This is a genomic window from Yinghuangia sp. ASG 101 (genome assembly GCF_021165735.1).
Lineage (GTDB): Bacteria > Actinomycetota > Actinomycetes > Streptomycetales > Streptomycetaceae > Yinghuangia.
Window position 1 is genome coordinate 5,211,005 of the sequence record NZ_CP088911.1, and the last position, 21,714, is coordinate 5,232,718.

The 21,714-nt window shown below is 72.7% G+C and carries 16 protein-coding genes; 2 read left to right on the top strand and 14 right to left on the bottom strand.

All coding sequences use genetic code 11. The features are described 5' to 3' along the window. Window positions 1–118 precede the first annotated feature (118 nt). Window positions 119–727, top strand: coding sequence for a DUF6668 family protein (locus LO772_RS22420; protein WP_231773821.1), 609 nt, complete (start codon window positions 119–121; stop codon window positions 725–727). A 166-nt stretch (window positions 728–893) separates the two neighbouring features. Here LO772_RS22420 and LO772_RS22425 read toward each other — a convergent pair whose 3' ends face one another. The 5 genes from LO772_RS22425 to LO772_RS22445 form a co-directional block, all read right to left on the bottom strand. Then, a complete protein-coding gene (locus LO772_RS22425) occupies window positions 894–1,784 on the bottom strand; it encodes a hypothetical protein (RefSeq protein WP_231773822.1) in 891 nt (296 codons plus the stop codon). Window positions 1,785–1,873: 89 nt separating this feature from the next. Next, window positions 1,874–4,309 (bottom strand): DUF3488 and transglutaminase-like domain-containing protein, encoded by a 2,436-nt coding sequence (locus LO772_RS22430; RefSeq protein ID WP_231773823.1) that lies wholly within the window; start codon window positions 4,307–4,309, stop codon window positions 1,874–1,876. After that, a complete protein-coding gene (locus LO772_RS22435; RefSeq protein WP_231773824.1) occupies window positions 4,306–5,880 on the bottom strand; it encodes a DUF58 domain-containing protein in 1,575 nt (524 codons plus the stop codon). The genes LO772_RS22430 and LO772_RS22435 overlap by 4 nt, the downstream gene beginning before the upstream one ends. Next, a complete protein-coding gene (locus tag LO772_RS22440; RefSeq protein ID WP_231773825.1) occupies window positions 5,877–6,920 on the bottom strand; it encodes an AAA family ATPase in 1,044 nt (347 codons plus the stop codon). Before LO772_RS22440 ends, LO772_RS22435 begins: the two co-directional genes overlap by 4 nt. A gap of 137 nt (window positions 6,921–7,057) precedes the next feature. Then, the gene (locus LO772_RS22445; protein ID WP_231773826.1) at window positions 7,058–9,760 is read right to left on the bottom strand and encodes a YncE family protein; all 2,703 of its coding nucleotides are present in this window, start codon (window positions 9,758–9,760) and stop codon (window positions 7,058–7,060) included. 619 nt (window positions 9,761–10,379) lie between these two features. Here LO772_RS22445 and LO772_RS22450 point away from each other — a divergent pair. Continuing rightward, window positions 10,380–11,054 (top strand): hypothetical protein, encoded by a 675-nt coding sequence (locus LO772_RS22450; protein WP_231773827.1) that lies wholly within the window; start codon window positions 10,380–10,382, stop codon window positions 11,052–11,054. Window positions 11,055–11,127: 73 nt separating this feature from the next. Here the strand turns inward: LO772_RS22450 and LO772_RS22455 are convergent, their stop codons facing one another. The 9 genes from LO772_RS22455 to LO772_RS22495 all read right to left on the bottom strand — a co-directional run bounded on the left by LO772_RS22455 (window position 11,128) and on the right by LO772_RS22495 (window position 21,697). Continuing rightward, window positions 11,128–12,738 carry a hypothetical protein gene (locus tag LO772_RS22455; RefSeq protein WP_231773828.1) on the bottom strand — a complete coding sequence of 537 codons (1,611 nt, stop codon included), beginning with the start codon at window positions 12,736–12,738 and terminating at the stop codon, window positions 11,128–11,130. Between the two features lie 70 nt (window positions 12,739–12,808). Continuing rightward, the gene (locus tag LO772_RS22460; protein ID WP_231779835.1) at window positions 12,809–13,552 is read right to left on the bottom strand and encodes a hypothetical protein; all 744 of its coding nucleotides are present in this window, start codon (window positions 13,550–13,552) and stop codon (window positions 12,809–12,811) included. Between the two features lie 64 nt (window positions 13,553–13,616). Then, window positions 13,617–15,158, bottom strand: coding sequence for a peptidoglycan DD-metalloendopeptidase family protein (locus LO772_RS22465; RefSeq protein WP_231773829.1), 1,542 nt, complete (start codon window positions 15,156–15,158; stop codon window positions 13,617–13,619). Next, window positions 15,155–15,388: a hypothetical protein gene (locus LO772_RS22470; RefSeq protein WP_231773830.1), complete on the bottom strand. Its 234-nt coding sequence runs from the start codon at window positions 15,386–15,388 to the stop codon at window positions 15,155–15,157. Before LO772_RS22470 ends, LO772_RS22465 begins: the two co-directional genes overlap by 4 nt. A gap of 4 nt (window positions 15,389–15,392) precedes the next feature. After that, window positions 15,393–15,929, bottom strand: coding sequence for a DUF4913 domain-containing protein (locus LO772_RS22475; RefSeq protein WP_231773831.1), 537 nt, complete (start codon window positions 15,927–15,929; stop codon window positions 15,393–15,395). Between the two features lie 2 nt (window positions 15,930–15,931). Beyond that, window positions 15,932–17,692: a type IV secretory system conjugative DNA transfer family protein gene (locus LO772_RS22480; RefSeq protein WP_231773832.1), complete on the bottom strand. Its 1,761-nt coding sequence runs from the start codon at window positions 17,690–17,692 to the stop codon at window positions 15,932–15,934. Next, window positions 17,689–18,690: a hypothetical protein gene (locus LO772_RS22485; RefSeq protein ID WP_231773833.1), complete on the bottom strand. Its 1,002-nt coding sequence runs from the start codon at window positions 18,688–18,690 to the stop codon at window positions 17,689–17,691. The genes LO772_RS22480 and LO772_RS22485 overlap by 4 nt, the downstream gene beginning before the upstream one ends. Continuing rightward, entirely contained in the window at window positions 18,687–20,204 is a 1,518-nt protein-coding gene (locus LO772_RS22490) for an ATP/GTP-binding protein (protein ID WP_231773834.1), read from the bottom strand. Before LO772_RS22490 ends, LO772_RS22485 begins: the two co-directional genes overlap by 4 nt. Further along, window positions 20,201–21,697 (bottom strand): SCO6880 family protein, encoded by a 1,497-nt coding sequence (locus tag LO772_RS22495; protein ID WP_231773835.1) that lies wholly within the window; start codon window positions 21,695–21,697, stop codon window positions 20,201–20,203. The genes LO772_RS22490 and LO772_RS22495 overlap by 4 nt, the downstream gene beginning before the upstream one ends. Between the last annotated feature and the right edge of the window lie 17 nt (window positions 21,698–21,714).

A 21,714-nucleotide genomic window follows, 5' to 3' on the forward strand; every position in this document is an offset into this window, starting at 1 on the left:
TTCGGCGATACTTGACGGTCCGTGAAAATGTGTTCGAAGGTGTTCCTCGCCGGATGCCGGGCATATCGACACTCCCCGCGCTTCCGTGCGCACTACCTGGAGGCAAGGTGAGTTCGACATGACGAACCCCTGGCTCTCGTCTCCGTCGGAACCCGAGCCGGTGGCCGAGGAACCCCAACCGGCGCGTTCCACGGGAGTGTTCGGTCCGCGTGAGCCGCAGGGCGGCGTCGTGCCCCGACCGGACTCCGGCGGACTGCCCGTCTGGGACTCCGGTCCGGTACGCGCCAACCCCCCGTGGTGGTGGGTCGGCTGCCACGGCGGCGCGGGTGTCGACACCCTCGACGCGCTCATGCCGGGAGGCGCCGACGGCGGACGGGGATGGCCGGTCGCGCCCGACGGCCCGACCCGCGTGATCCTGGTCGCCCGGGCCAACGCCCACGGCCTGCGCGCCGCGCAACTCGCGTGCCGGCAGTGGGCTTCGGGTGTCGTGCCGAGCGTCGTGCTGCTCGGGTTCGCGGCGGTCGCGGACGCCCCCGGCAAGCCGCCCAAGCCGCTGGCCGACCTGCTGACTCTCGTCGCGGGCGGGTTTCCGCACGTGTGGACGGTGCCGTGGATCGAGTCGCTGCGCCTGGGCGAGGTGCCCGTGTACCCGCGTCTGCCGAAGCCGGTGCTCCGGATGCGTACGGACCTCGCGCAACTGCTGACCGGCGGCACGGTCGGCTCCTGACGAAGCGGCGGGGAGCCGGCCCCCGGGGCTCGGCGCGTCCGGCGGGCGCCCCCACGCGTCACGGACGCGACCGGCGTCGTCCCGCTCGTCCGTGGCATGCGCCGCACAATCCGTTCGCACCGGCTCGTGGTGGCGGGCGCGGCGGTCGCGCCCGCCACCACGGTGCTCAGGGGGAGTCCGGGACCGCGACGGCTTGCGGCGTTCCGGGCGCGGCACCCTGCGGGTTCTCCGACGACCCGTCGGCGGACGCCTCCGGCGCGGCCCCGGGGCACACCGCGTCGCCCTTCGCGAGCGACATCGAGGGCTGCCCGCTCACCAGGGTGGTGACGACGACGCAGGTGCCCGGCACGGCGGCCTGGCCGGTGAATACCGTGAAGCGCTCGTTGGACTTGACCAGCACCGGGGCCGGGGAGACCTGCTCGCCGGCGGGCGTCTGCGCGATGACCATGTAGCCGTAGATGCCGTCGGTCGTCAGCGGGGCCTCCCAGGTCACCTGGAGCCGGCCCTCGAACGGCAGCGCGACGACCTGCTGCGGCTGGTACTCGGCCAGCTTCTCCGGGCTGATCGGTGTGGCCACCGCGGGCGGCGCGGGGGCCGGCGGCGGAGGCTCGGGCTTCTTGTCCTCGCGCGTGAGGATCAGCGCCGCGACGACCGCCAGGGCGAGGAAGAGCACACCGATGCCGACGGGCAGCCACAGCGGCCGGCGCCGCGGGGCGTCCTCCCAGACGAACGGCCCGTTCTCCGGCTGTTCGAAATCCCACCCCAGTGCGGCTTCCGGTTCCGCCGCGGGAGTGTACGCGGTCTCCGGCGTCGGCGTGCCGGGCGAAACAACGGGTTTTTCCGCCGCCGCGCCCGGAGTCCCCGCCGACGGGAAAGTCGCCGCGCCGACCGGTGGTTCGTCCCACGCCGCGGGGGGCGGGGTTTTGCCCAAGTCGACGGCGGCGGACGCTTCCGCGCCGGCGCCGTCGGAGGCCGCGTCCCACCACAAGGGCAGGCTGAATTCCGGTAGTTCCAGACCGCGGGGATCAATATCCCCGGGAGACCCGAGAGCAGGCATGAACTCCGATTCCGTCGTGGTCGGCCGAGAGGTCGGCCCGGTTGTCGATCCGGCGGTCGGCCCGGTGGCCGGCCTCGTCGTCGCCCTCATCAGCCGCCCTCTCCGCGCAACGCGTCCCTCAACCGCCGGAACGACAGCCGGGACCGCACCCTGGCCCTCAGCCGCGGCCTGGCCTCGGACTCGCGGACCGCCTTGTCGACCTCCGCGGCGGTCCGCCACGCCTCGTCGGCCGCCGCGGTGTCGGCGGTACCCCCGGCGTAGGCCAGGCCGTTCACCACGTCCGCGAGGTCGTGCAGACGCGTACCCGTGGGCTCCGGGAGGCGTTCCTCGCCGAACTCCGCGACCTCACGCGCCGTCAGGGCCCCGGTGCGGGCCATGCCGACCTCGGCGAGCCGGTCGGCGATGTGCCGCCACGCCCCGTAGACCCGGCGGTCGGGCGGGCCGCGTCGGCGTCGCCGCCGGACGATGCCCGGCGCCGCCCACGCGAGTCCGAGGTGCCCGGAGGCGAACAGCAGCGCGAGTGCGCCCGGGACGGCCCACCACCACACCGCCGGGCCGTCGTCGCCGGTGTCCGGCTTCTGGCCCGCGGCGGCCGGGGGACGCACCTGGTCGATGATCTCCTGGTCCTTCGCCGCGCGGGACTGCTCGGCCGCCTCGGGAGCCGCCGGGGGAGCCTGCGGGGCCGCGGGCGGCGCGTTCCCGGGATCGGTCTTGGTGTTCCCGGACCGCCCGGCCTCGCCCGGCGTCGGGAAGAACGGCACCCACCCGACGCCCGCGAACTCGACCTCGGGCCAGGCGACGACATCGCCGCTGTCGACCCGCCAGGTGTCCGCGGCCGTCTGCGTGCCGCGCGAGAAGCCCACGACGACCCGGCTCGGCAGGCCCAGCGCGCGTGCGAGGACGGCGAACGCCGCGGCGAACTGCTCGGACGTGCCCTCCTTGCTCGATTCGAGGAAGAACCGCAGGTTGCGGTACGAGTGCCCGGGGACGGCGGTGATGTCGTACCGCTGGGTCCTGCGCAGCCAGTCGGCCAGGCGCAGCGCCTGCTGGTACGGGAACGTCGCCCCCGTCGTCGCCTCCGCCGCGATACGCCGGAACTCGTCGACGTCCGGGATGGGTTCGGACGACGCGTCCCGGTCCGGCAGCTCGGTGTGCTCCGGATCCGCGACGGCGGCCAGGAATTGCAGCGTGTCGGGGTCGAACTCCTTGACCCGCGAGACGACTTCGTACGACAGCCCGGAACGCAGGGGGTCGCCGGTGGCGAGCACGCCGCTCGCCGGGTCGACCGCGAGGTCCATGTCGCCCGGCAGCGACACCTGGTCGGGCCGGTCGGCGGCGGGCAGCCAGACCCCGTCGAGCTTGTCCAGCGTCACCCGCATCTTCGTGCGGGACCCCTGGTCGTCCACGCCCTCGGCGACCGGCACCCGGCCGCCGGTGGGCCGGAGTTCGGTGGTCGGGTACCACGAGACGCCGTCGTACCGGTCCATGACGGCCAGCCGCCAGTAGCGGTTCTCGGGCGCGGGGCCCTGCACCGTGAACAGCGGCTGATCGGGCGTCAGAAGCCAGGCGGAGATGCGGTCGAGCGGGTTCGCGCCGACCAGGCGCACCGGGGGCGGGGGGCTGACCCGGTCGCGGAGGTCCGGCGGCGAGCCCACGCCGGGCAGGTGCGGCCCGACGAACGCCGCGAGGACCGCGAGCACCAGCATCAGCGGCAGGCCCGCGGTCAGCGTGCGCACGGGAGTGCGGCGGCCCGGCGCCCGGCACACCATGAGCAGCACCGTCGCGCCGACGGCCAGCGCGACCGTCGCCGTGTTGCCGCCGGGGGCCCCGGTCGACAGCACCACCGGAACGGCCAGGAGCAGCAGCCCCGGCAGCGCGGGCAGCACCACCGAGGTGGTGCGCAGCGCCAGTTCGGCACCCGCGTAGCCGGCGAGCCACACGCTCAGCGACACCAGCACCAGCAGCTCGGCGTCGCCGGGTGCGGGCAGCACCGTGGTGAGGACGCCGCGCGGTGCGTCGATCACGTCGCCGCCGATCCGCCGCAGCAGCGCGGGCCCCGGCAGCACGCCGGCGGTCGCGTGGTCGCGGTAGAGCGTCGCGGTCACCGCCACCAGCCAGCCGAGCGCGCCGAACGCGAGCGAGCCGAGGAGCGGGCGCGGTCGGCGGGCCGGGCGGTCCATGCGTCCCATGCCGGACCACGCGAGGACCAGCAGGACCGGTGCGACCGCCGCGACGGCGACCACCGGCAGCACGCTCTTCGCGGCGAAGACCCGGTGGTACGCGACCCCCACGGCCGCGGCCAGCCCGGCGACCGGCACCAACGACCATTGCAGGCGCCGCAGTCGCAGCTGCTGCGGGGTCTTCGACCGCGTGGTGCCGCGCCGTTTCGGTTCGCCGGGCCGGGCCTGCGGGGACGGCGTCACGAAGGCGGGGGATCCGGCGGCCGGGGCGGGGCGCGGGGCCTCGGGCCGCGGCGCCGGAGGTGTCCACGGGGCGTGCGGCGACGCGGTGTTCACGGAGGTCATCGCATCACCTCGCGGCGCCAGGCGGTGTCCAGGTCCTCGACCCGGTCGACGGCGATCCGGGGCAGCCCGACGGCCGCCTCGACGGCGGTCCCGCTGCCCGAGGTGACCACGAGCATGCGGTCGAACCTGCGGTTGAGCCGGGCCAACCGCTCGGCGGGCAGCGGTTGTTCGCCGCCGCTGACGACCACGAGGGTGTCGCCGTCGCGCAGCCGCTCCAGCACGTCGAGGGCTTCGGACAGCGTGCGGTCGTGCTCGGGGTCGACCGACGCCAGGCGGTCCAGAACGTGGTCCACGCCCTGGTCGTGGCCCTCCGCGAGCGGCAGGACGCCGGCGGCGGTGAGGACGCGCACCGGGAAGTGGTTCCGGGCGGCCGACTCCGCGACGGAGGCGGCGACGTCGACCGCGGTCTCGAAGGCCTCCGGGTCGCGGTACGAGTCGCGCGACGTGTCGAGGACGACCGTGGTCGTGGGCAGGCTCACGTCGATCATGCGCCGCACCATCAGCCGCCCGCTGCGGGCCGTGGAACGCCAGTGCACGCGCCGAAGGTCGTCGCCCAGCACGTATTCGCGCAGCGAGTGGAACGTCAGCGTGCCGTCGTCCGCCGTATCGGAGTTGGGCCCCTCCAGGTGGTGCGTCCGGCCGGCCGGGAGCACCGGCAGCGGGACGGTCTTGGGGTGGACCATCAGCGTCTCGACCGAGCCGCATTCGCGGACGCGCCGGGTCAGGCCGAGCGGGTCGCTGCGGACCAGCACCATCGGGCCGACCTCGACGCCGCCGCGGCGCTGGGTCGGCAGGCGGTAGCGCGCCCGGATCTCGGTACCCGGCGCGACCGGCGGCAGGTCGACGGGGAAGACGGGCTTGCCGGCGACCCGGTCCTCGGCGCGCAGGCCGCGCAGCGTGCGCGAGCCGTTGTTGAACAGGACGACGACGCCCTGCGCCGTCTCACCGCGCGAGACCCGTGCGGGGACGATCTCGCGCCGTGCCTCCAGAACCGGCACCGAGTGCGTCCACGCGAGGGCGACGACCACGGCGGCGAGCGACGCGATCCCCAGGGCCACGGCCTCGGTGTAGCCGAGTCCCCAGCCGAGCCCGCAGAGCACGGCGCCGGTGGCGAGGACCGCGCGGCCGGAGGGGGTCAGGCGCGATGTCGAGGGCGTGGGAGGCGGGTTCGCTCCGATGTCGCCGAGCGAGACGGTGCGCGGCAGGCGCAGCGGCGACCGCGCGCCCGCCGCCGGGCCGCCCGGGGGAGGTTCGGGGGAGCCGTCCTGGGCCGCGCCGGGAGGCGGCAGCCACGCGACGGGCGCGCCGGTGGGCGGGGGCGGCGTGGGTGCGGGCGGGGCCGGGGGCGGTGTGGTCGGGCCCGGCGCGGCCGGGGCGCGGCGTGCGGCCGGAACCTGCGGAGCGGGCGCGGGGGCCGGACGTGCCGCCCGCGGTGCCGCCGGCGCCGCACTCGGGCGCCGCCCCCCTTTGGCGCCGCGCCCCTTGGCGGACAGCCCCGAGTGCAGGGTCGGCGCGTCGGCCCCGTACGTGAACTCCCCGGGGTCCTCCCTCGGCGGCGGGCCGCTGCTCAACTGCGGGCCTTCGCCGGGCCGCCGGGTGTGGGGGCGGGCACGTTCGCGAGGATTTCGGTGAGCACCGACTCCCCGGTCCACCCGGCGAGTTCGGCGTCGGGGGAGAGCAGCAGGCGGTGCGTCAGGACCGGCCCGGCGAGCGCCTTGATGTCCTCGGGCAGCAGATGCGCGCGCTCCTGCGAGGCCGCCCGCACCTTGGCCGCCCGGACGAGTGCGACGCTGCCGCGCGGCCCGGCGCCGAGGCGGGTGTACGGCGACGAGCGGGTGGCCTGCGCGATCCGGACCGCGTACTCCACGACGGCGTCGGCGGCGGCCACGCGCTGGCGTACCACCTGCACGAACTCGTCGATGTGGTGCGCCGCGGCGATCGCCGGGAGCGTGTCGATACTCGGCGCGCCCGCGTTGCCCGCGGCGACCGAGACCTCCGAGCGGGTGTCGGGGTAGCCGACCGTGACGCGCATCAGGAAGCGGTCCAACTGCGCCTCGGGCAGCGGGTACGTCCCCGACATGTCGACGGGGTTCTGCGTCGCGACCACCACGAACGGGCGCGGGACGGAGTGCGGCGCACCGTCCACCGTGACGCGCCCCTCCTCCATCACCTCGAGCATCGCCGACTGCGTCTTGGGCGACGCCCGGTTGATCTCGTCGCCGATCACGACGTTCGCGAACACCGGGCCGGGCAGGAACTCGAAGGTGTTGGTGGTCTGCCGGAACATCGACACACCGGTGATGTCGGACGGCAGCAGGTCGGGGGTGAACTGGATGCGCTGCCACGACGCGTCGAGCGACGCCGCGAGCGCGCGTGCCAAAGTCGTCTTCCCGGTGCCGGGGACATCCTCGACCAGTAGGTGCCCCTCCGCGAACAGGCACGTGAGCGTGAGGTCGACGACCTCGCGCTTGCCCACGACCACCCGCTCGATGTTGTCGCCCAGCGCGGTGAAGCACTCGCGGAACAGGCGGAGCGCGTCGGGCGCGTGGTACGCGACGGAAGGAGTCTGGGCCGCACCCGAGTTGGGCGCGGCGGTCGGAGTGGTGCTCACGGTTCTCCTGAAGGTTCCGTGGATGGGCCCGCCGTCCGGGGGCCGGGCGGTCGCGGTTCGGTGGCCGCGGTGCGCGGTGCTCCGTACGGGCGCCCCGGGAGGCGGGGCACCCGTACGGCTGCCGGTCGGCCGCGTGGTCAGACGGCCGGAACGGTGCGCCGGGTCGGTGCCACGAGCGGGCCGAGTGCGACCGTGCCGGCCCGGTCGTGGTCCGGCGAGGCGGGGGCGGGCGTCGGCGGGTACGGTGCCGACCCCGCTGTCTCGGGAGGCACGTCGAGGGAGGTGGACGTGATCTTGCCGTACGCCAGCGTGATCGAGAGCGTCGCCGTGCTGGACGACGTCGTCCCCGCGCTGTTCTTGGCGGTGACCTTGAACGTGTACGACCCGCTCACGCCGTTGACGGAGAGCGTGACGGACAGGTTGGTGGTCGTCCAACTCCCGGACTTGGCCGCGGCGACCGCCGCGGCGTTCGTGCCGTCGGCCACCGTCGGGAAGTTCTCCGCGGGCGGTTCCGCGACCAACTCCCCGAACAGCGCCGGGGTCACCGTCGGTTGCTCCGCGCCCGGGGCCGCCGCCTTGGCGGTGGACGACGAAGTCGCCTTGACGGACCACGAACCGGTGTACGTCACCTTCTCCCCGGCCGTGTTCGTCGGCGCCTTCCACGACACCTTGGCCTTGCCGCCGGACGCCGTCTCGGCCTGGAGGTTGGTCGGCTTGCCCGCCGCAACACACGGCCGAACCCCGGTCGACGCCTTGGAGTTCATCACGGCGCCGGGGTACTCGGCGATGATGTAGAACTTGTACTCCTTCTCGCACGACCCGCCGGTGACCGTGAACATGAACGGACCGGTCGCCGGCACGCTCGCGGGCGCCACACTCATCCCGGCGCCGATCCCGCCGACGCGGTAGCGCGTGGGCGTCGCCCCCGACGCGGGCTGGAACGTCAGCGTGATCTTGCCCGAACCCGACTTGGCCGTCGGCGTGCCCGCCGGCTTCATCGGCGGCGTCGTCGGCTTCGACGTCGTCGGTTTCGGGGACGACGTCGTGGGCTTGGGCGAGGTCGTGGTCGGCTTGGGGGACGACGTCGTCGGTTTCGGCGACGACGTCGTGGGCTTGGGCGAGGTCGCCGGCGGGGTCGTGGTCTCCGCGGGCGGCGTGGTGACCGCAGGCGGAGACGTGGACGCCGGGGGCGGCGGGGTGTCGGCGGGCGGGGGCGTGTCGGCCGGCGGCGGGCTGCTCGCGGGCGGCGTCCACGGCGGCGTGATCGGCGGGATCACCGGCGGGATCACCGGGTCCCGGGTCTCGGCCGGCGGCTGCGACGGCCGCGTCGGCTCGGGATCCGGCGTCGGCTGCGTGTTGCCGCCGCCGCTGTTGCCGTTGCTGTTGCCCTGACTGCCGTTGCCCTGATTGCCATTGTCCGCACGCGAGTCCGGGATCTCCACCGGCGGGATCACCGGGAGGTCGAGACCGCCGTCGCCCTGGTCGCCGGGAGCCGGGTCGTCGGGCACGGGGTCGCCCCCGGGCTCCTTGCCGTCCGTGCCGCCCGACGGCGGCGCCGACGTGTCGGTCGGGGCGCCGGACGGGGAGTCGGAGGCCGAGGGCGACTCGCTCACGCCGCCCTCCGGAACGCTCTTGGCCGGCGTCGGGACCACGGAGCCGTTGCCCGTCCCGGGGCTCGGGTCGACGTCGTACTTGTCGATCAGGTGGATCTGACCCTGCACGTTGACCACGGCGGCGGTCGCGTTCCGCGCGTCGTTGACCCACAGCAGGCCGTCGCGCACGTGCGTCTCCAGTGGCCCGGCCTTGCCGGTCACCTTCACCTGCTCCTCGAACTGCGCCTGGACCGTGTTGTAGACGAGGAGGTTGCCGCTCGTGCGGTCCGGGACGTAGACCCGGGCGCCGAGCACCTGCGGCGCCGCGTACTCGTGCTGCTCGACCGTGAGGGGCACCGCGTTCACCGAGCCGCTGTCGATGTCGACCAGCGTCAGCGTGCCCGTGTCCGACGCCAGCACCGGGACGAGCGGGCCCTCGCTGAGCCCCGGCGAGAGCAGCTTGTCGGGCTGCCCCTGCGCCATCTCGGTCGGCAGCTCCACCGTCCGCTCGATGCCGGTGCCGGACACAACCACCACCCGGCCGCCGCGCACGTCGGTGACCACCGGACGGCCCGAGGCCAGCGTCAGCAGCAGCGCGCCGCCCGGCTCCGCGACCTTGATCGGCGCGCCGACCTGAGCGCCGTTGACGGGGACGACCTGGCCCAGCGACGTGATCGGCACCCACAACGTGCCCGACGGGTCGGCCTGGACCTGGCCGAGGGGCTTGCCGCCGAGGTCCATGGGCGCGCCCAGGGGCGCCAGCGACACCGGGTCGATCGCGGTCACCGTGCCGTTGGCGGAGTCGACCATCCACGCCTTGCCGCCGCCCGACGCGATCTGCAGGCCCGCGGCGGCGTAGTCGTACGTCTGCGGGACGGTGAGCTGCGCCGCGTCGATGCGGCTCAGGATGCCCGTCGACTCGTCGAGCACGAGAACGGTCTTGCCGTCGTCGCTGACCTGCAACTGCGTGTTGTTGCCCGCGGGCAGCTTCACGCGGCCGTCGACCTGGCCGGTGAGGCCGTTGACATGCGTGATGCTGCTCTTGGAGTCGTTCGCGAGCCAGGCCCCGACATCCGAGAGATCGGGCCCGGCGCCGGCCGTCCCGATTCCGGCCACGACGATGCCGGCGACGAGCGATCCCGCGGCGCCGAGCGCCACCGCCGTCGTCTTGCCGCCGCGTCCGGGACGGAACGCGCTCCGGAGCCGTGCGGCCAGCCCTTGGGCCCGCTCTCCGTGGCGAAGTCTCATCAGCCGAGCCCCTCCTGAAATCCCACCGGCCCACGTGAAACCTTGAGCCGGGTACCGCCCCCAGCTTGATCGCGGCCTTGCCGGGGAAGCTATCCCGCCCACGCGCCATGCGGCGCGGCTTTGGGACACAGCGAGGGAAGAGGGAGGAAGTCCCCGGGGATCTCCCCTATTTCGTTCGCTGTGCATGAGGGAACTCGGCGGGGTTTCCGGGCACGGCGCGGGGTATCTGTCGACGAAGTGACGGGCGTCACGCGATCTCCCCGAACGCGCCGCAGAGTTGATAATGAGTCAGTACGTTCCGCCTCCTTGTGGATGAGGGAGGAGCATGGCCGACACCACTCCCTCCGGCTCCGGTCCACCGGCGGCGCGGCCTGCTCCGGCGCCCCCTCCGCCCCCTCCTTCCCCGCCGCCCGCCCCGGCCGTCGAGCAGGCGCCGGCCCCGGGACCGAGCCTGGCGAAGTCGTCGGCGTCCGGGGTGAACGCCCCTGTCCAGCCCCCGTCCGCTCCCGCTCCCGCTCAGCCGAAGCGGGAGTCGGGGCGATCGCAGGAGACTGTTTACGAACGCGCCGCGCGGAGGGCCGCGGAGGAAGCCCGGCGCCTGAGCCCGCCGCAAGGGAGCTTGACCCCCAAGGAGCAGATGGCGGCTGCGGCGGCTGCCAATCAGCGGGACATCGACAACATCGCCGCGCGACTGGTCAAGGGCGCCAATGAGTACGCGGCGAACCTCGCCGCGCGATCGACCGGGAATCAGTACGCCGGCGAGAGCGTGCGCAGATGGTCCGAATACCAGATGAGGTTCAGTAGTTCCGGCGACGGGAGAGGTACGGGCGTGGAGCAGGCGCGGGGTTCGCGGTCCGCCGGGGCGGCGGGGCTCGGCGCGGACAAGGGCATGACGGCCTCCAAGACGCACCCGGCGCCGAACCCGAGCACGGGCACCCCGCGCAGCGCCGCCGGTCTGGACGCGGACAAGGGCGCCACGTCGGCCAAGACGGACCCTGGCGCGTCGCGGGCCGCGAAGGCCCCGAGCCCGGCGGAACGGACCGCGCGGTTCGCCTCCGCGGGCCTGCGAGGCCCCCGGCGCACGGGAGCGGCGAAGGGGACCCTGTCCTCCCCGCAAGCCCGGGAGACCCGCGCCGCACAGCAGGCCGCCCACCGCCTCAGCGTCGACGTCCCTCAGGCCCCGCGGCGCAGCGGGGCCGTCAATAGCACCCCGTCCGGCGAGCGAAGCCGATGGGAGCGGATGGGGCAGCAGGTCGCCTTGGGGCTGCGCAAGATGCTCCGCAGGGGCGGGTGACCGGCCCGACTCCCGAACGCGCCGGTCTCGTCGGTCTCGTCGGCGAGTCTGCGGGGCCGCGGGGCCGCCGCGGTCACGGCGGCGGTGCGGGTGCGGGTGCCGGGCCTGACGGCGGCGCGGCGACGACGACGCTGTTGCGGTCCGAGGCGTTCTCGTCGGCGAACTGGAAGACCCCGACCCCCGAGGCCGTCACGGCGACCGGCACCGACGTCCCGACGGGGAGGGCGTCGACCTTCCCGCGCCGCGTGTCGACCGAGGCGTAGTCGGCGACATCGTCGTCGTCGTCCAGCAGACGCCCGTACGCGATGCCCGCGTCGTCCACGGACGTGAGCGTGACCGAGCGGTTCTCGCGGTCGCCCGTGAAGCACGTCGCCGTGCGGCCGGAGAGATCGGCGACGAACGAGTTCACGACCAGATAGCGCCCGGAGGCCGAGACCCGGACCTTCGTGGTGAGGCCCGCCGCGTCGGTGTCGCCGTCGAAGACCGATTGCGCCGCGTCCGCAGCGTCGGGCGTCGTCCCGAGGCATTCGGCGGACGCCAGGATCTCCCCGGTGTTCACGTCGTGGACGGAGTACAGCACCGGTTGGTCCTCACCGGCCCGCCACGCGGCCACGACCGCGGTCCTGGTGACGCCCAGAATGACGCTCTCCGTCCGGCCCGGCGGCGCCACCCGGCTGCTGTCCCAGCGGCCCGAGACCCCGAAGCGCATTTTCTCGTCGCCGGACCGGCCGACGCTCTCTTCGCGGAACAGCAGTCCCGCCACGGTGGGGAGCAAGTGCTTCTCCCGGACGTCGCAGTCGTCGTCGTCCGACGTGCAGTCGGGCAGTCTGCGCGTGGCCGGGGCGGGTGCCGGGGTCAACGCGCCGCCCAGCGGGTCCCAGATGACGGACGGAGTCTGCCCGCCGGACTCCGACGGCGCTCCCGCGATCAGGACACCGCCCTCGCCGACGGCGATCAGCATTTCGCTCGGGGAGGCGTCCACGACGTGCTCCACGTGCCGGGTCGGGGGCCGGTCTGTACCGGTCGCGGCGATCGGGAACGAGTCGGCGACGACGAGCTGTTGCGCGCGCGCGACGCCGTTCGCGGGGAGGCCGCCCGCGCGCACGACCACGATGTACGGCCCCCGCTTGGTCTCCACGACACTCAGCGTGGGCGGGCGCTCGGTGACGATGCGGCGCAGCGGCGCGGACGACCACACGACGTTGCCGTCCGCCGCGTTCCGGGCGATCAGCACGGAGTTCGCGCCGGCCGAACTCGCCGACGGCGACGCGCTCGACTCGGATGAGGCGTCCGACTCCGGCGCACCCGAGGCGTCGGGTGTCGCGGTACGGGACGCCTCGGTGTCCTCGGCGCGCGCCGATTCGGCGCTGTTGCCCAGCGCGTAGACGTCGAGGACGAGGTCGTTGTACTGCGCGACCGCGAACACCCGGTTCGTCTCGTCGACGGACCAGCCTTTGTCGAGAAGGAAGTTCGGGGGGAGCTTCGCGTTCAGGTCCTTCGCCGGGTCGGGGGCTCCGGTCGGGTTCCTCGCCCCGTCGTTCGCGTCCGCCCCGGCGTCGCTGCCCGGAACACACGCCGACAGCATCAGGGGCAGCGCCGCCGCCCAGCACACCGCCGCGCGCCTGGTCCGTCGGAGGCGCGACCATCCGGGGCGCGGCCTCCGCGTGGCCACCGCACGTTTCATGCCGCGAACTCCCTGCTGATCGTCACGCGCCGAGCGTTGTTCGAGATGCGGAATCCAGGCTTTCAGGAGTTCACGCGGACTGATAGTCCGTCACGCGCCAAGGTTGATCCACCATCGACCGCGACAACGTGACGAACACCGTGAATTGCTCGGGTACGCCGTGCCAGCCGTCGGCACCGACCGGGCTCACCGTGACCGCCCACGCCTGCCGTGCCTCGGTCGGGGTGTTCACCGGCTTGCCGGCCTCGTCCGCCGGAACCGCGACGACCACCGTTTTGCCTTGGTGGCTTGCCAGTTCGTACCAGTCCGGGGGCAGCTTGCCGGTCGTCGAGGCCATCTGCACCTCGGCGTTGAGGGACTGGTCGAGGTAGGGCGCGGCACGCTTGTCGGCGTCGATCGGGGCGGAGTCCTTGGTCGTGTCGACGCTCCACAGGGTCACGACCGCCGCGTGCGAGACCGCGGAGGGGTCGAGGAAGTCGACTTCCGCGGCCACGGGTGGCGCGGCGGGGGGCGGCTCCGGGGGCGGCGGCTCCTCGTATCCGTCCATCGGCGGCTCGAGGGACGCGGGCGGCTCGCTCGGGTCCGGGAGGGGAGCGGTTGTGGGCACGACGACCTGGGCGGGGGTGGGCGACCGGTTCGCGTCCAGCGTCGGGATGACGGTGCCGCCCGGCGCTTCCGACCGCGTGTCTCCGCCGCCGCCGCCGTCGGACGACGACGGCGGCTTGCAGGCGAAGACCAGGGCCACGACCAGCAGCGCGACGAACGGCACGACGACCGCCGCGCGCGCCCACGGGAACGCGTGGTCGTCGTTCATGCGGGCCCCTCGCGTCGTGCGGCGCCGCGGTCGCGCGACGCGTTCCTGGTGTCGACCGGTTCACTCATGCGTTCGCCACGTTGGGTTCCGGGCTGAGCCCTTTGGACCTGAGGTAGGTGATCGGGTCGATGTCGCTTCCGTACGCGGGTCCCTTGCGCGCCTCGAAATGCAGGTGCGGCCCGGTGCTGTTGCCGGTGCTGCCGACTTCGCCGATCTCCTGGCCGGTTCGGATCGCGTCGCCCGTCTTGAAGCGGGACGGCGCCTTCATGTGCCCGTACTGCGTGTACTTGCCGTCGCTGTGCTTGATGACGATCTGGTTGCCGTAGGAGTTGTTCCAGCCGGATTCCACGACCGTCCCGGAACCGACCGCCTTGATGGGGGTGCCGGCGGCGGCGGGGAAGTCGACACCGGTGTGTTTGTTCGACCAATTGCCGCCACTGGACTTGTAGTTGGGCGTGTAGCGGACCTTGACCGGCATCGTCCACCCCCCGCCGCCGGCGGACGCCTGCTCCGCCGACTCGTTGCTCAGCACCCGCACGTAGAACGCGTTGAACTTCGCGTACCAGCCCGAGTTGACGGGGCTGACCTTGACGTGGTCGCCGGGCTGGGGGGCCTGGATCATCTCGATGTGCAGCCCGCCGGCGCTGTCCTGGTACGTCACGGAGCTGACCAACCCGATGTGGTCGATGTGCTGGCGGTCACCGCCACCGTTCGCGCGGTCGCGCAGGTCGAACGCGACGAGGTCGCCGGGGCGGGCCTGGCTCGCGGGAATCTCCTGGAACTGGTCGAACTGCTGCTGCGCGGTCCGGCGCAGGTTGATGCCGATCTTGTTGAAGACAAACTGCGTCAGTCCCGAGCAGTCCACGCCGTTGGCGCTCTCGCCGCCGTAGACGTACGGCACTCGGCGGCGCACGAAATCCATGGCCTCCGCGATGACCGCGTCGGCACCGCGCATGCCCCCCATGGCGCCGGGCTTCTGGTAGTTCTTCATCATCCCTTGGATGAGCCGCACGTAGTCCTGCGTCTCCTTGATCCGCGGGATGCGGCCCAGCGACAGGACCAGCGGCCACCCCGCGTTGTAGCCGGCGAGCATGAGGGCCTGTGTGTCGCCGCCGAGATGGCGCAGCTTGTCGGCGATGTAGCAGTCGTACGCGCCCTGCGAGGCGATGGCGTCGGCGGGGTTCATGATGTCCTTCACGCCGTCGCCGTCCCCGTCGACGGCCTGTCCCTCCCACGTCGCCGGCATGAACTGCGCGGGACCGAGGGCTCCGGCCGGGCTCTCGTTGTTCAGGCCGAACGACGACTCCTGCATGAGCTGTGCGGCGATCAACTCCGGCGGCGCCTCAGGGCACACGCTCCCCGCCTGGACGATCATCGACGCCCAGTGCGCCACCCGCTCGGGCAGCTTGGTGGCGTCGAAGATGAGGGACTCCACCACCTCGACGGCCTCTTGGACTTTCCAGATCATCGTGCAGCCCGTGGAGAGCAGGGACATGCTCAGCACGATGGCGACGAGGCGCGCGGGGAGTCCGCCGCGCGCACGGGCACCACCCCGCGACCGCGCGCGGCGCGAGGCGCCGTGTCCGGCCGAGGATTTCGCGGTCATGGCTTCGATTGGCGCTTCTGCTGCGAGGCCTGGGAGTTCAGTCCCAACATGCGGCCCGCGCCTCGTGCCACGGTCGACACGACCTTGCCGGGGGCGTTGACCGCGGCGGCCACGGCCGGGGCCAGGCCCGCCGCGGCGGTGTCGAGGACCGTGAACGCCCCCTGGGCAGCCCTCTCGCCCGCCTTGGTGAGACTGCCGAACGTCATTTCGAGCTCGTCGTACACGGACATGTGATCAGCCACTCATTCCGGGGTCCCGGGGTGCCACGGCCTTGGCCGACAAGTGCGGATCCGCCGCCTCGTCCGCCTTGTCCGCCTCATCAGCCTCGTCCGTCGGTTCGACGGGCACGTTCGCGTTGAAGACCGGGTTGTTCCACAGCTCGGGCGGCGACGGTGTGATCGGCAGCGGGTCGAGCGTCCGTTCCGAGTGGCCGTCACGGGGGTCGCACAGGACGAAGGGGCCGCGGTCGGGGTCCATGAGCGCGGCGAGGTGGGGGTCGGCGTGTTGCGTCCACCACACCGACAGGCCCAACGCCGGGTCCAATTTGAGGTGTTCGAAGGCACGCCACAGCACGGAAAGCCGCGCCACCGCCTCCTCGTGCAGCCACCAGGTGGGGCACCACACCGCGACCGAGCGGCTGAGCCGCCGCCGGACGACCTGCGCGATGTAGCGGGTGACGAAGTCGTCCAGCGTCGCGAAGGCCATCTCGGGCTGTTCCGGGGGCTGGACCTCGTCGACGTCGACCGCCGAAGCACCGGGGATGTCAGGCATGTTCACTTCCTCAGGGAGACGCCGCCGCCCGCGACGGCGAGCTGCGCGCCGCGGCCCGGCTCGTAGCGCTCGATGGATTCCTGGACGATGTCGGCGTACTCGGTCTGCCACCACGGCACGGTCTTGATCAGCGTCGGCTTGGTACCGCTGAACTGCACGAAGGCGCGGCCTCGCGGCATGGACGCCAGGTCCGCCTCGTCGAGGACCGCCTCGGGGCGCGAACCGAGGCTGAAGGAGCGCCGGTCGCCCAACTTCACGGACGCGGAGACGGTGCGGGGTTCGAACGTCCCGGAGACCTTGGAGAGGGAGCCCAGGAAGTCCGTGTCGGCGACACCGCCGCCGTAGACGCGGACGTTGGCCGCGCCCCACAGCTTCTTCATCCCGCTGTCGCCCCACGCCGCGGCGCCCTGGGCCCACGACTGGAGGATGGTCATCATGACGATGCCGCGCGAACCGAAGTGCGAGTACTTGTCGGGAAGGGCCTTCCACGGGCAGACGTTGGCGGCTTCGTCGAGGACGAAGAGCATGGGGATCGGCAGCCGGCCGTTCTTCCGCTTGATGCCCTCGTTCTCGGCGGCCTCGGCGAGGGCCGCGGTCAGCGCCAGGACCAGGGGGGCCGCGGCCTTGTTGGTCTCCTCCGACAACAGGTAGATCGTGTCGGACGTCTTGACGAACTCCAGGTAGTCGAACGTCGGCCGGTTGGGGTTGGAGCCGGGCGAGACCCACTCGGTGACCGACGGTGCGACCAGGAAGGACATGATCTGGCTCGCGGTGCCGTAGACGCCCGCCCGCTGGAGATCGGGGCTCGACACGACGCCCTCGACCGCTTCGGCGGAGACGTCGTGGCCGTGGTCGCGCAGGATCCGCGCGGCCGTGTCGTCATTGGGGCGCGACAGCCACGTGTAGACCTGGGTGATCGGTTTGCCGTCCAGGGACGCGGCCAGCAGCATGTGGGCGATCAGGTCCTCGGCGGCGGGCTCGAAGAACGCGTCGCTGCGCGCGTGATCGGGGCGGTTGATGGACGAGAAGCGGCCGGTCATCTTGATGGCGCGCACGATGCTGTCGCCGACGTACGACAGCGGGTCCCAGTACCACGACGCCGGTTCGGAGGCCTGCTGCTGGGGGTCGAAGACCCAGACCTCGCCGTGGAGTTCGCGGGCGGCGCGGGTGGCGTCGACGACGTCGCGCTTGTTCGACGTCACCACCACCGCACCCGGGGCGGCGACGATGTTGGGGATGGCGCGTGAGGCGGTCTTGCCGGTACGCGGGCCCCAGATGTCGACGTGCATGTCCTCCCACGAACCCCACAGGTCCGCGCCGCCGGAGACGCTTTTCCCCAGGTAGACCCCCGGTGGGGCGTCCTTGGGCACCTCGAGCCGGATTCCGGCCTGCCGTACCCCGTGGGTGACGAACGCCTGCAGGTCTTTCGGCTTGGCGAGGTACCGGGTGGCACGGTCGATCAGGATGACCTCGCGGCGCAGGTACACGAGCATCGCCACACTCGTCACCACGGTGATGAGCAGCACCACGACGAAACCGGCGATGTAGGCGCTGCGGCCGGGCCAGGTGTACTCCTTGTGCGCCAGCTCCATGACCATGCGGACCGGGTTCGCCGCGGGCCGCTGCGTCCCGTCGACGGTCGCCCCGATCCACGCGCCGGCCCAGGCCGCGACCACGAGTACCAGAACCGAGCCCAGGCAGATCAGCCCGAACCACAGCTCGGTGTACGGGTCGGGGCCGCGGCGGCGCTTGGTGGCGCTCATGCGTTGAACACCGTCCACACCATGATGGACACGCTCGTCGCGCCGGCGCACGCCAAGAGCGTCCACATCATGCGGCCGAAGACCTCACCGACGGTGTCGCCGTTGCGATAGCTCACGACGCCGTAGTACAGGTGCCCGATGACCCCGAACGCGCCGGCGATGAACACGACGAGGATGATGACGCCGGCCACGTCGGCGAGCGGTTCGGTCACCCCGAGTGGGGCTTGGACCTTGTCACCGCCGACGAGTTGGGTGCCGGTACACTCTCCCGTCTTCCTCCCCTCGGTGTATTTGCAGCCGGGCTCGTTCGCGGGGTCGATCGGCGTGGGCGGCTCCCACTCGAACCAGGGGTGGCCGGCGTTGCACTGGTCCTGTTGGCCTCTGTCGCTGATCTTGCTGCACGGGTTGGTGGTGCGGATGTCGAAGCAGTTGTCCTGAAGCCGCCACTGGCCGGTGTGGCCCCCGCTCTCCGGGGACTGGAGGACGTCGCAGGGGTTGTCGCGGATGTTCTCCAGCAGATGGAGGTCTTCCATGTCCTGGGTGAGGATCCCCGGGTTGTCCTGACCGCGCATCCACTCGCCGATGCCCGTGAGGTCATGGTCGTTGAGGCAGTTGGTGCGCCCGTCCGTGCCGCGCGGACAGGGTTGGCCGGCGGCGTTGCACAGCTTGGCCCGGACCTGCGCGTCGGTGCAGTCCTGGTTCCATTCGGCCGTTCTCTGGTTCGCCTTCAGCTTGTAGCCGATGGCGTTGGGGGAGTCCTGGGACCAGTTGACGTAGTACCGTGCGTGCGAGTTGAAGTAGTGCTGGAGTTCGTGCTCCGACCCCGGGGGGCAGTAGTACGTGAACTCGTAGCCGTTCCAGTCCTCCGGCACGTAGACGCAGCCGTCCTCCTCGCCGATCGGCGAGTCGTCCGCCGCCGCCGACGCGGTCGGTGCGAAGCCCACGGCGACAGCGAAGACCAGTGCCAGGGCCAGGAGTTGACGGAGCAGTCGGTTCATCGCGTCCACCGGCGGTTGGTGTCGTTGACGTGGCGTTCGGCGTTGGTGAGGTCGACGTGCACGGGGATGCCGGGCCGTCCGCCGACCTTGACCATGAAGTTGCCGAGGCCCGGCGGCGGCGCCTCCTCGCCGGCGAGCCCGTCCCACGCGGGCGGCGAGGACCAGTCGACGATCATGCGCTGTTCGGCCTCGGTCATGCCGATGACCTGGGTGAGCTGGGGCATCTCCGCACTCGGGAGACCGCCGGTGATCACCATGCCGGCGCGTTCGACGAAGCCCTTCGCCTTCATGCGGTCGTCCTCGCCGGGGAGGGCCAGGAGGTCGGACATGGTGTGGGTGATCATGGCCATGCCGACGCCGCGCTGCCGGTTGAGGCGCGTCAGCGCGTCGACGCGGTCGACCAGGCCGCGCCCCGCCCGCAGGACGCGCCACAGCTCGTCGAGGATGACGAAGTAGTGCCGCTGGGGCTCGAGTCCGGCGTCGGCGAGGGCCTGGGCGGCGGCGACCGCCCCGAAGCCGTAGCTCCAGCAGGCGAGCAACGCGGCGGCCTGGAGCTGGGTTTCGGCGTCGTCGATGCTGGAGACGTCGAAGCAGACCGGCCGGTCCCGCTTCATCGGCTCCGAGGTCGGCCGGGAGAACATGTCGCCGAGCCGCCCGTCGCCGAGCAGGCTGACGAGCGACGACTCCAGGTTCTCGGTGACGTCGCGGTAGCGGTCCATGTCGCCGCGGTCGAGGGCGACCGCGCGCAGCGGCTCGGGCGCCTTGCGGACGACGTCGAGGAGGTCGGCCAGGACGGGGATGCCGTCGTGGTGCTCGTCGAGCAGCCGCAGGGCGGTGCTCAGAATGGTTTCCTCGCGTTCGCCCACGGGCTGGTTCCGGGCGATGGTGATCAGCGAGCCGACCGCGTTGAGGCGCCGGCCGTGCATGTCCGCGATGAGCGCGCGGCGGGCCTCGCCGGTCAGGCGCCCGGCGGCGTGGATCGACTCGCCGGGGTCGAGGACGTTGAGGGCGCCGCGCCCGCGCCCGAGCGTGATCACCTGGCCGCCGAGCGCGTGGATGAGGTCCACGTAGTCGGGCTTGAGATCCCCGAACACCAGCGGGTGCACGCCGTACCCGGCCAGTCCGAGCGCCTGGCGGCGGACGACGGTCGACTTGCCCAGGCCCGGCTTGCCGAGCACGAACTCACTGGGGTTCAGGATGAGTTTGGCCCGCTGGAACCAACTGATGGGGTCACAGCACAGCGTCGCGCCGGACGTGAGGGTCCGACCGAGAGGCACGCCCACCACGGGTGTTCCCGAGCCCGCCGCGAACGGCCAGAGCCCGCACACCTGCACGGTGGTGCCGCGCCACTCGGGGACGGCCTCGACGTACGACGCCGCGCCCCGGCCGACGCCGAGGTAGCCCCGCGGCCCGGGGCGCGAACCCATGCGCGGGCGCGGGGCCTTCTTCTTCGGCGCGGCGGCCTGCGCCTCCTCCGCGGTCCGGCTGTGCCAGGGCGTTCCCTTGCGGCTCACATCGACTCCCGGACCTGCTGGGGGACCTTCAGGTGGTTGGGCAGGACCAGCCCCAGCGGCAGCGCGGCGGCGAACGCGGACGCCTGCGAGCCGTAGACGCGCCGCAGCCGCAGCCGGGACGACGCCGCGAGGTTGTCCATCGCCGCCGAGGCGACGTGCAGGTCGGCCTTGTCCAGGACGGTCGCGGTGGCGAGCAGGCCGAAGCGGACCAGGCCCGCGCCGGCCGCCTCCTCGCGGGCGGACTGCTCGGACGCGGTGATCGCGGCGTTGTCGCGGGCCTGCACGACTTTCTTCTGCTGGGCCTTGAACAGCGCGTCCTTGCGGTCGCGTTCGACCAGGCCCGCCGCGGTGGCGGAGTCGTGCGGACGGTAGAGCAGCGTCACGCGCTTGCGGACGATGTCCGGGTGCGGCGAGACGAGCCGGGCCAGGATGTTGGAGTGCACCTCGCCGCGCGGCGCCTCCGACATCGACCACGTGATCGAGAACGCCCCGTCGTGGCGGTAGTGGTCCCAGCTTTCCTCGCTGGCTATGGGACCGGCGTCGTCCCATGTGAGCTGCGTCCCGCCGGTCGCCCGGGCCTGGTCGACGAGCGCCGCGACGCTCGGGTCGTACGCGACCCGGATCGCCTCGGCCATCTCCTCGCCGGTGAGCGGACGGGCCGGACCCGCGCCGGTCATCTGCAGGCCCGCCGCCAGGCCCGGCAGCCGGGTCCCGAGGTCGAGCGCCATCTCCTCGACCGACTTGCGCCCGCCGGTGACCGTCGGCCCGCCCGCGCCCGAGTACGTGAGCGCGATGCGGGTCGAAAGCCGGGCGGAACCGACCGGGTAGGTGGTCACCACCTCTTCGAGGACCTGCTTGGACAGGTCCGGCGCCTCGCCGTCCATGTTCTCGAAGACCTCGCGGCGCAGGCGCTCGCCGCTGTCCGGCGTGGCCTCCACCGACACCGTGGCCGCCACCAGCCGTGGCTCGTGGGCGAGTTGCGCCAGCCAGTTCCCCCAGTACGCGACCCAGGTGTCGATCTGGTCGTCGTCGACCAGAGACGCGCCGTCCGCGTTGCAGTTCAACACCACGGTGTGGTGGTTCGTCCGCGGAATGGTCAGCATCGCGAACGGCCGCCCCCACGCGTCCTGGGCTTCATGGAGCGTCGACGCGGCGGCCAGGCCCGGGAGCTTGCACGTTCCGAGCGGCACCCGTCCCAGCGGACCCGAGCGGTACAGGTGCTGTCCCTTGGACTTCCCGTTCGCGAACGCCACCCGGGCCGTCGCCCACTGCAGTCCGTTGCGGCCGTGCCGGTCCCGGATGACCATCGGGACCAGGACGCCGGCGAGGCAGACGGCGCCCGCGATCGCGAAGGTCATCGACAGGTACATCAGGACCACGATGGCGAGCACGCCGAAGAGCAGGATCCCACTGCCGCCCAGGCCCAGGTTGCCGAAGCCGGGCGAGGACGGCTGACGCCAGTTGCCGTATGTACGTTCTTCACTCTGCGACATGGGCCATCTCGTTTCTG